Raw genomic sequence first — 6,942 nt, 5'->3', positions numbered from 1 at the left:
CGCTTGGACAGGGGCAGCAGGTGCTGCGCGCCGAGGGCCACCGGCACATGTGGGGCATCGGCCGCCACCTGCTCGGCAGCCAGCTCTTCGACTACTGGTTCGATCCCGACGGCTTCGAGTACGAGCACTACACGGATGGCGACGTCTTCACCGCGGATGTCGAGACCGCCTACTCGCCGCTCGAATTCGGCGGCATCTGGGCCTGGGGCCCCGACGCGCCCGCCTCGATGAAGCCGAGGAAGAATCTGCACACCCTTCTGCACGTGCTGAAGCTCGTGCGTCGCAAGGCCATCACGCCGCAGCGACTGAACCTCATGAGCGCGGCACTCGATGCGCCCGCGCGCCCTTGGCTTTAACTCTCCCCAAACCAGACTCATGTCACGCACAATCATTCGTTACGCCGAAGGCGGCACGCCCCGATGGGGTGTTCAATTCGKGCGCCTCATCGCCCCCCTGCAAGTCGATGTGCCCAGCACCGGCGAGCTGCTCTCCAGCCACTGGGAGTTGCTGTGGGCCACCGAGGCGGCACAGGCCATGGTGCCGCTCGAGCGCGTCCAGCTTCTGCCGCCGGTGACCCGTCACCAGCAGTTCATCTGCCAGGGCGTCAACTATCGCAGCCACATCGCCGAATCGGGCCTGCGCATCGAAGACTTCCCGTTCAACACGATCTTCACCAAGGCGCCCTCCAGCATCACGGCGGCCGATGCGCCGGTGGCCCGCCCCGCGCATGTGCAGTTGCTCGACTACGAGATCGAGCTCGGTCTCGTGTTGCGCGCTCCGGTGCCGGCCGGCACACAGGTCGGCCCCGACGCCCTGCCGCAGTGGCTGGCGGGGGTGACGATCGTCAATGACCTTTCGGCGCGTGACGTTCAATTGCCGCAGGGCCAGTTCTACAAAGGAAAGAGCTATCGAGGCTTCGGCCCGGTCGGACCCGGACTGGTGCTGCTGACGCCGCAGGAATGGGCGCGCTGGCCCGAGCTGCGCATGCGCCTAGCGGTCAACGGCCAGACGCGGCAGGACGCCTATTGCGCCGAGATGATCCACGGCCCCGCGGGCACGCTCACCGAACTTGCGGCGCTTCAGGACCTGCTCCCCGGCGACCTGATCGCCACAGGCACGCCGGCAGGCTGCGCCGCGCGCGCCCCCGGCAAGGCCGCGATGTTCGTTTTAAGGCATCTGCTCAGCGACGCCGGCAAGTGGCGGATGTTCATCGGCAAGGGGCGCGCCAACCCGGCCTACCTGCGCCCGGGCGACACCATCAGCGCGTCGATCCGCACCGACGACGGCGCCATCGACCTCGGCGAACAGACGACCTCCATCACCGCGCCATGAACACGACATCCTCCCATCCCACGGTGCCGCGGCTCGACACCGACATCCTGCTGGTCGGCCTCGGCCCGGTCGGCGCGGCGCTGGCCAATCTGCTCGGCCGCTACGGCATGCGCGTGCTGGCCATCGATAAGGCGACCACCATCTTCGAGAAGCCGCGCGCGATCGCGCTCGACAACGAGGCGCTGCGCATACTTCAACTGGCCGGTGTGCGCGACGGCGAGTTCGAGACCGTCGCCATCCCGCAGGTGCAGTACCGGTCCCCGCTGTTCGGCCGCTTCGCCCGCATCAACAGCGCCGGCATCATCGACGGCCACCCGGCGCTCGTCACCTTCTACCAGCCCGAGCTCGAGCGCCTGCTGCGCGAGAAGCTCGCGCAATACCCGGGCATCGAAGTGCGGCTCGGCAGCGAGCTCGCGGACTTCGTGGACGATGGCCGGTTCGTCCAGGCACGGCTGGAGGACGCGGTCGGCAATGAGACCTATGTGCGTGCGCGCTACCTGGTGGGCACCGACGGCGCGAATTCTCTGGTGCGCCGTACGCTGGGGCTGGACTTCGAAGGCCGAAGCTTCCACCAGGACTGGCTGATCGTCGATGCGCTCGACGTGCCGAACCCGATCGACCATGTCGAGTTCACCTGCGACCCGCGGCGCCCGACGCCGCGCATGGTGGCTCCCGGCGGACGGCAACGATGGGAGTTCATGCTGCGCCCCGGCGAGCGGCCGGAAGAAATGGAGCGGCCGGAGTCGGTGCGGCGTTTGCTCGCGCCGTGGTGCGACAGCCAGCGCATCCGGATCGAACGCACGGCGGTCTACCGCTTCCATGCGCGCGAGGCCAAGCGCTTCTCCAAGGGCCGCTGCTTTCTCGCCGGAGACGCCGCGCACATCACGCCGCCTTTCGCCGGCCAGGGCCTGGTCGCCGGGCTGCGCGACGCGGCCAATCTGGCCTGGAAGCTCGCCTGGGTCGTGCGCGGCCAGGCGAGCGAGCAAGTGCTCGACAGCTACGACACCGAGCGACGGCCCCACGCCAGGAAGATCATCCGCCTGGCGCGCATGCTCGGCGCGATCGTGATGCCGCAGAACCGCGCCGCCGCGTTCGCCGTGCATGGGTTGATGAGCCTGCTGCGCCTGCTGCCGGCTGGCCGCGCGGTGTTCGAGGACATGAAGGTCAAGCCGCAGAACACCTTCGACCAGGGCCTGTTCTGGCGCGTGCGCGGCAGCGAGCGGCTGCGTGCCGGTGGCATGCTGCCGCAAGGCTGGGTCCGGCCGGCCACTGGCTGCGGACCACTTCTCAGCGACGACGCGCTGGGACTGCAATGGGCGCTCATCGGCTTTGGCGTGGATCCGTCAGCCGGGTTGCCGGCCGAGCTGCTGCTGCGCTGGCAGACTGCAGGGGGACGGGTGTGGCAGTGGTGCCAGCGATCGCAGGCCCTGCATCTCGCGCCGCCCGCGCAGCGGCTGGAGGCGCTCGACGAGGCCCTGCTGCCACGCCGGGTTCCACTCGGCTGGGTCGCTATCGTCAGGCCCGACCGTTGCGTGCTGGCCGAAGGGCCGGCATCCGAGGCCGAGACGATGCTGTCGCGAGCGCTCGAACTCGTCGCGCCGCCCGCGTCGTCTGCTGCGGCGACATGGCCGACATCCGCCTACCCCATCCAGGAGGTCAAGCATGCGGCGTGAACTGGTTTGCACCGAGGCCGGCACGCCGCCGCGTCTGGCAGTGCGCAGCGTCGAGTTGCCCCATCCCGGCACAGGCCAGGTGCTCGTGCGAGTGCTGGCTAATTCGGTGAACCCCATCGACGTCAAGCGCGCGGCCGGCTACGGCCGTCGCCTGCTGGGGCTCAAGGGCGCGGCGCGCTTTCCGCTCGTGCTCGGCAACGACGTCGCGGGCGTCGTCGAAGCCCTCGGCGCTGACGTGACCCGCTTCGCGCGCGGGCAACGCGTGTTCGGTCAGCTCGGCACCGGCCGGGCCGGCGGCGCGCATGCATCACACGTCGTCGTGCCGCAGGACTTCTTGCTGCGCGCCCCGAAAGACGCGGATCCGGCCGCGCTCGCGGTGCTGCCCTATTCGTTCACCACGATGTGGCTCGCCCTGCGCTCGGCCGGAATCACCCCATCAAGCGCGCAGCGGGCCCGCGTGCTGATCCACGGCGCCAACGGTGGCCTGGGGCGGTTGGCCATGCAGGTGCTTCGCCCCTGGGGCAGTGAGATCACTGCGATCTGTGCGAAAGGCCAACGTCAGGCCGCCCTGGACCTCGGTGCCAAGGTGGCCGTCGAGCACGGCCCGTCTTGCATCGAGTCACTGCACTCGGATTTCGACGTGGTGCTGAACTTCGCGAACTGGGACGACGATCCTCTGCTTGCGTCGCGCCTCGGCCCGCGGGCCATGGGCCATGCGACCACGGTGCACCCGTTACTCGCGAACTTCGACCGCCTGGGATGGGTGGGTGGGGCGTGGGCCAGTCGCCGCGACTGGAACCAGGTCCGCGCCATCGTCGCTTCGCGCACGCCAAAGGCCAGCTATGCCTGGACCATCTTCAAGCCCGACAGGGAGGCCCTCGAGGCGCTCGCCGAGGGCGTTAGAGCCCGAAGGTTCGCGCTGCCGATCGGCATCGCCGTGCCCTTCGACAACGCCATCGCCGCGTTCGACCACGTGTCGGCCGGCCAACCCGGCCGAGCGGTTCTCCTGCCGTGACGCCAATGTCATTTTGGTGAAAGCATGAACGGAATCGCCTCCATCGCAGACCTGCTCGCTCTCGAAAATGAGCACGACGGCCTCCTGCCGGACAGCACCTACGAAATGATCGGCGCCGCAGCGCGCGCCCACCCCGAAGCGCCGGCGCTATCGTTCTTCCCTCGCATCGAAGATCATGCGCGGCCAGAAGTCTGGAATTACGAGACGTTGTTCTCTCGCATCACGGCCACGGCCAACTTCCTCCACGAGCTGGGCGTCGGCGCCGACGATGTCATCGCCTTCGCGTTGCCCAATCTGCCGCAGACGCATCTGGCGGTCTGGGGCGGCCAGGCGGCCGGCATCGCGTTCGCGATCAATCCCATGCTGGAGCCCGCAGCCATCGTCGAGCTGCTCGCCGCTGGCGAAGCGAAGGTGCTCATCACGCTGGCWCCCCTTCCCGGCATGGACCTGTGGTCGAGGCTGAAGCCGTTGCTCGGCCGCGTCGGCAGCCTCGAACGCGTTGTGCTGGTCGACCTGGTTCCTCAGGTCGCCGGGACTGCGGGCGTGCCTCCGAGCGAGGCAAGGGATCGCTTCAGTGTGCACGACTTCGCGGAAGGGCTGCGCCTGCAGCCGGTAGACCGCCTCGTCAGCGGGCGCGTGATCCGTCCCAGCGACCGGTCGTCCTATTTCTGCACCGGCGGCACCACCGGCGCGCCCAAGATCGCGATGCGCGCGCACACGAACGAGGTCGCCAACGCGTGGAGCACCGGCCAGCTACTCGGCGATGGCATCTCGGCGGGGAAGACCCTCTTCTGTGGTCTGCCCCTGTTCCATGTCAATGGTGTCCTGGTCACTGGCTTGCTGCCCTTCTCACGCGGCGCACACGTGATCATCGGCACTCCCTCGGGCTATCGCGGCGATGGTGTCATCAAGCACTTCTGGGAGTTGGTCGAGCACCACCGGATCAACTTCTTCAGTGGCGTTCCGACGGTCTATGCGGCGCTGATGCAGCAGCCGACGCAGGACCGCGACCTCAGTTCGCTGGAATACGGGCTCTGCGGGGCCGCGCCGATGCCGGTGGAATTGATGCGCTCCTTCCAGGAGTTGACGGGGCTGAAGATCCTCGAGGGATACGGGCTGACCGAGGGGACCTGCGTCAGCACCTGCAATCCTCCGCTGGGCGAGCGGCGCACCGGATCGATCGGGCTGCGCGTGCCCTTGCAGTCCATGAAAGCCGTCATGCTGGACGACGCAGGGACCTACGTGCGCGACTGCGCGGTTGGCGAGGCAGGCGTGCTTGCGATCAGCGGTCCCAATGTGTTTGCCGGCTATCGCGACCCCGATCAGGACAAAGGGCTCTGGCTGGATTTTGACGACGGCCGGCGCTGGTTGAACACCGGCGACCTCGGCCGACAGGACGCGGATGGCTACTTCTACCTGACCGGCCGAAAGAAGGAACTCATCATCCGGGGCGGCCACAATATAGACCCTGCAAGCATCGAAGAGCCGCTGCACCGTCATCCGGCCGTCCAACTCGCCGCCGCGGTCGGTCGTCCCGACTTGCATGCGGGCGAACTGCCAGTCGCCTATGTGCAGCTCAAGCCCGGCGTTCACGCGACCGAGGACGAGCTTCTGTCCTTCGCCAGGGACCAGATCACCGAGCGCGCAGCGATACCGAAGGCGATCAGGTTGGTGGCGGCCATGCCCCTGACCGGCGTCGGCAAGATCTTCAAGCCCGAGCTCAGGCAGCGCGAGATCATGGATGCGCTGCGCACGGCGCTGCACGATGCGGGCGCCCCGCCCTCTCGGCTCGAGGTCATCAACGACCCGCGTTTCGGGATTCAGGTGGAGATTGCGGTGGCGGGCAGCGCGACCGCCGGCATCGCCCGCGAGGTCCTGGGCAAGTTCCCGTTCCGCTTCGAAGTGTCGTGCTGCGATCAATGAAGGTGTTCGAGCGGGCGGTTGCCGAGAACGGCTTCGCTGCGTGCGCCCGCGAGCTCGACATCTCGCCAGCCGCGGCGATCCGTCTGATCGGCGATCTGGGGTTGCAGCCTGCCGAGATGATTCGCTGCCGGATCGCCCTGCGCGGCCGAGCAGAAGCGTTGCAGCGCCAGGGATGCAGAGACGCGTCCAGATCGAATCGATGCTGCGAGTCGCAACAGTTCGTCCCAACCTAACGTCCTCGCGACGGTAGTATTCACGGTGTTGCTCAGCAACCCTAGGGAATGAAGAATGACGGGTTCACTTTGGAGGAAACATGCGATTCATCATCATCGCTGCAGCTTTATTTTCTAGTTCATTTTTTGCGCAGAGCGCGACCGTCTTCGGGCCAGGAGGCGCCGGTTGCGCGTCGTAAATTAGCGCGCGACGCACTCCAAACCCGTCGTTTGACGCAGCCCTCGGATTTTGGTTCTCAGGTTTCGTCACCGCGCACAATATCTACTCTATTCAGAAGGCGTACGAGGTCAAAGGAGCGCTCGACTTTCCAGCCATGTTTGCTCATATCGACAGATTCTGCAAAGAACATCCGGAGAGTTCGGTAACTGAGGGCCTTCAGCGCCTTGAGGAATTCGACGATCTCTTCCTTCTTGATGCTGCCCTCGTGCAGCCGGAACAGGCAGTTGGTGCGTGTGAGTCCGGCGATGACCGAGACGTGAGTCCAGTTGAAATGGAACTGGATGATGGGTGTCTGTCCCTTGGGCGCCCAGGTGCGCACACGGGTGGGGCGCTCGCTGATGCCCGACTCGTCCACGAAGACGATCAGCCGTCCTTCTCGCTGGGCTTTTTTTAAGCGCCGGCCAGGTACTGCGTTTCCAGTTGCGCACGGCATCCTCGTTGCGCTCGATCGCCCGCTTCTCGGGCTTCTGCGGGCTGAACCCCAGTGCGCCCAGGATGCGCCAGACATGCACTTCRCTGAAGGACACGCCGTACAGACGCTCGATG

The 6,942-nt window shown here is 66.8% G+C and carries 5 protein-coding genes and 2 pseudogenes; 5 read left to right on the top strand and 2 right to left on the bottom strand.

Features of this window, described 5'->3' with window-relative positions:
- From AC1DY5_RS36070 to AC1DY5_RS36050, 5 genes are all read left to right on the top strand, one after another.
- The coding region (locus AC1DY5_RS36070; RefSeq protein WP_478119284.1) for a VOC family protein at window positions 1-356 on the top strand (356 nt) is incomplete at its 5' end.
- Between the two features lie 19 nt (window positions 357-375).
- A complete protein-coding gene (locus AC1DY5_RS36065; protein WP_478119283.1) occupies window positions 376-1,332 on the top strand; it encodes a fumarylacetoacetate hydrolase family protein in 957 nt (318 codons plus the stop codon).
- Window positions 1,329-3,005 (top strand): bifunctional 3-(3-hydroxy-phenyl)propionate/3-hydroxycinnamic acid hydroxylase, encoded by a 1,677-nt coding sequence (locus tag AC1DY5_RS36060; protein WP_478119282.1) that lies wholly within the window; start codon window positions 1,329-1,331, stop codon window positions 3,003-3,005. Before AC1DY5_RS36065 ends, AC1DY5_RS36060 begins: the two co-directional genes overlap by 4 nt.
- A 40-nt stretch (window positions 3,006-3,045) precedes the next feature.
- Window positions 3,046-4,020 carry an alcohol dehydrogenase catalytic domain-containing protein gene (locus tag AC1DY5_RS36055; RefSeq protein WP_478119281.1) on the top strand — a complete coding sequence of 325 codons (975 nt, stop codon included), beginning with the start codon at window positions 3,046-3,048 and terminating at the stop codon, window positions 4,018-4,020.
- A 24-nt stretch (window positions 4,021-4,044) separates the two neighbouring features.
- Window positions 4,045-5,943, top strand: coding sequence for an acyl-CoA synthetase (locus tag AC1DY5_RS36050; RefSeq protein WP_478119280.1), 1,899 nt, complete (start codon window positions 4,045-4,047; stop codon window positions 5,941-5,943).
- Window positions 5,944-6,047: 104 nt separating this feature from the next.
- Here the strand turns inward: AC1DY5_RS36050 and AC1DY5_RS36045 are convergent.
- A pseudogene (locus AC1DY5_RS36045) lies at window positions 6,048-6,263 on the bottom strand (Tn3 family transposase); the annotation flags it as partial.
- Window positions 6,264-6,529: 266 nt separating this feature from the next.
- A pseudogene (locus AC1DY5_RS36040) lies at window positions 6,530-6,942 on the bottom strand (winged helix-turn-helix domain-containing protein); the annotation flags it as partial.

The sequence above is a fragment of the Variovorax sp. P4_D9 genome, from assembly GCF_056401695.1.
Note: the sequence above shows the minus strand (reverse complement) of the source record. Positions and strands in the feature narration are given on the sequence as shown.